Source organism: Peptoniphilus indolicus ATCC 29427 (assembly GCF_000227315.1).
Lineage (GTDB): Bacteria > Bacillota > Clostridia > Tissierellales > Peptoniphilaceae > Peptoniphilus > Peptoniphilus indolicus.
Genome location: NZ_JH165061.1, coordinates 656,555 through 659,287 on the forward strand (window position 1 = coordinate 656,555; position 2,733 = coordinate 659,287).

At 31.1% G+C, this 2,733-nt stretch carries 2 protein-coding genes; both read left to right on the forward strand.

Annotated features, from left to right (window positions below):
- Positions 1-264 precede the first annotated feature (264 nt).
- Complete coding sequence (locus HMPREF9129_RS02950) at positions 265-453, forward strand: hypothetical protein (protein WP_040552234.1); 189 nt, start codon at positions 265-267, stop codon at positions 451-453.
- 2 nt (positions 454-455) lie between these two features.
- Positions 456-2,733: hypothetical protein (locus HMPREF9129_RS02955; protein ID WP_040552235.1), on the forward strand; the 2,278-nt coding region annotated here is incomplete at its 3' end.

Here is a 2,733-nt window from a genome sequence, read left to right on the forward strand (position 1 = left end):
AATAAAAACTCACTTTTAAATAAAAAATCTTGGCAAAATATTAAAGAGACAAAAATAGTTAAATAAAACCCTATAAAATCAATGAAGGAAAGCTGAAAATAATAATTCGATAAATCATTGAAAAATTCAGAAAAAATTAAAAAATAATAAATCTTAGATAAATACTGAGAACTTTTCAAATAAGGGTTTAAAAAAATATAAATATAGTATATAATATTTGAAGTTTAAATTAGATTGTATTAAAAATTTGTGGAGGATTTAAAATTGAGTAAGAGAATAGGAATATTTTTATTAGCTATAATAACAATGATAGGAGCTCTTCCTATAGAAGTAATAGCAGCAGGGATGGACGATAGAGCAGCTAATTTGGTTGGTGACACAACGGGAAGTCTTGTAGAAAGTAATGACCAACAGTATTCCGAAGAAAAAATAAAAATAGCGAAACTGAGATAATATTGGAATCTGCAAAAGAAACTGCAGAAGAAAACAATAAGTCGAAAACAGTAAAAAACATACAAGAAAAAGAAAACATAGGTGAAGTGAACACACAAGCTGAAACCCAACCTATGATTTTTGACATGAAAAAAATTCAAAACCAACCACAGGGCGATGCACTGAGAGAAATAATAAAAAACAACAACTACGGCTTAGACTGGAACAACATAGAAAACTACTTAGGAAAAGAACCAACAATAGAAGAAAACCTAATAGAAGGAAGCACAAACTATCTAGAGACGCCGGAAGTAATAGGCAACACAACACTAACAAATAAAATAGAAGCAATAATAAACAAAGACGAAACAGGAAAAGCAGAAAGCATAACATGGGTGTACAAAACAAAAACAGAAGGAGAAGCCCTAGAACAGACAAATAACTTCATCACAATAAGAGATGCAGGGCTAAACTACCCGCTAATAGAGACAAGAAAATTTGACACAACAGAAGGCGAAAACACATACAACCCATACACAAACATAACTTACAGAGATATACAAAACCAAATACAGAGAATAACAACAGGAAATATCTCAAGTCCAATACAAGAAACATCAGAAGTAAACAGTCTAGTACCGAACAAAGTGACGCAAACAATAGTAAAAACACCTATACTAGCACAACAAAATTCATATACACTGACAATCAGAACAGAAACAAAAATAGGACGAGAAATCAAAAATTCTTATAAGACATTTACAATAAACACAGATAACACAATCACATACAATGCCGTTCTAACCAATGGAATTCAAAGAGAAAACACAATAAACTGGCTAAAGACAGTTGTAAATACAACAGATGAACTACAAAATGTCACAATAGACCTTACACCTGATAAATCACAAAAAATAACAAACCCAATACAAATAAAAAAATACAAACTTACAGAAAAAGGATATGAAGAAGTCTTAGCTGAAAAAGAAGTAAGAGAGATAGAATCATTATCAGAAGAATCGGCAAAGATAAATCAAGTACAAAAAGTTGAGAAAGAAATAGAGTCCAAAAACGAAATGACAACTTTTGGCATGTTTAAACTTGCTCAAAAAACAGTTGAGGAAGAAAAAATAACTCAAGAAAATAAAACAACAGATCAACCGGAAATAAACCAATCACAAGAAATAGAACAACCGGAAGAACAACAAACAAAATCAAAAGAACAAACAGAAAATACAGAAGAAGTACCACAAATAGTAAAGACGGCACCGACGGCAACAGCAAGCACAACACTGGCAGCAAGCATAGCAGCTGAAGGCCTTGAAGCTGAAAATGGAGTACCTAAAAGACAAGAGACAGAAACGACAATAGAAGAGAACTCATCACCAAAAGTAGAAGACACAACAGAAACTAACACAGAACCAAAAGAAAAAGTAGAACCAAAACCAGAAACAATAAGCACAATCCCTACAGATGTAATAGTGGAAAGATTAAATCGTGCAGAAGAATTAAAAGAAAACTTTAAGTCAAACACAGTAGAGACAATTGAACTTGCACCCGGCGAGATAGCTATAGCAGAACTTAAAACAGAGATAGTAGACCCCAAGGCGGAACATACAGTTCCTGATGGAAAACTTTCTATAACTGAAACTAAGGAGATAAGAGACTATCTTGCAAGTAAAAAAGAAAAGATAATAAGTCTTTTATCAGTAGATAAACTTAACTTGTCAGTAACAGACGAATTAAATTTAAAAGATTATGTATTTTTTATAAAAGATGAAAACTCAAAATCAAAAATTGTTACATATAAGGATATAGAAAAAGATGTAACAATTGACAAAAATGAGTTGGAGAGAGAAAAGGGAAATTTAAAAGAAGAATTAGAGCGAACAAAAAAAATAGCCAAACCGGTAGAAACACATATAAGTATAGCTTATAAGGACTATCAAAAATTATATGTTCCAATAACACTTGTTCAAGACTACTCAAAAATAACTTCGATAGGAGATAAAAATAATATAGATGTATCTCATTGGGGACTTAATTTAGACGAAAATAAATCTATATATACAGTCACACTAGATGTGAAAAAAATGTCTGATATTAAAGAAGTAAAATTAAGCTTTATAAACTCGCTGACAAAAACATCGGACAATATAAAAGTAGATAGAATAGTAAAAACTAACGGATTTGATGAAAAAGATATCACTGTAGACAATTTAAAATACAGAGTTTCAGGAAATGCAGAAAAGGTTACAAATCCGGTGCTGTTATCAGAAGATTTAGAAGTAGGATATAAAT